This is a genomic window from Pseudoalteromonas fuliginea (genome assembly GCF_000690055.1).
GTDB classification, from domain to species: Bacteria; Pseudomonadota; Gammaproteobacteria; order Enterobacterales; family Alteromonadaceae; genus Pseudoalteromonas; species Pseudoalteromonas fuliginea.
In genome coordinates this window covers 1-515 of record NZ_JJNZ01000313.1, presented here as the reverse complement: position 1 = coordinate 515, position 515 = coordinate 1, and the positions used below count along the sequence as shown (strand labels likewise).

Genomic DNA, 515 nt, shown 5'->3' with positions numbered 1-515 from the left:
GAATCAGCTATTAATTGAGCATTTTGAGCAACTTCAGTAGCAGAAACACCAGTTTCATGTGCAGCAGCAGCAATTTGGTCAATATTCAACTCTTGTGAATCAGCTAGTGACATTACTTGAGTTGAAGAAGATTGTAAATCACTCACTAGTGGAGTTACATCATTATCAAAATAATCTTGTAATCGAGACATTTGATCAGAATTTTTTTGAATAACCTTATTGAGTAGCTCAATAACAGGTAAAAATTCGTCTTTAGACTCCCAGTTAATTGTAGAAGCTCCATTTTGGTTTAAAAGATTATCAAGCGCAGTCATCATTGTTGATAGGCTCGATTTAAATCCTTTATAGAAAACGGAAGAAATTATAAGTATAAATATGAAAAATATAGCTACCGCAATAACTTCTTTAATGAAAAGTGCATCTAGACTTTCACTCAAAATATCTTCATAAAAACCTACACCGATAATAATATCTGAATTTGGTATTTTTTGAAAATAAGATAGTTTCTTTCTTGG

1 protein-coding gene is annotated in these 515 nt (G+C 31.3%); it reads right to left on the bottom strand.

Features of this window, described 5'->3' with window-relative positions:
- Positions 1–515 (bottom strand): methyl-accepting chemotaxis protein (locus DC53_RS22380; protein WP_033032924.1); only part of this gene is annotated, 515 nt, incomplete at both ends.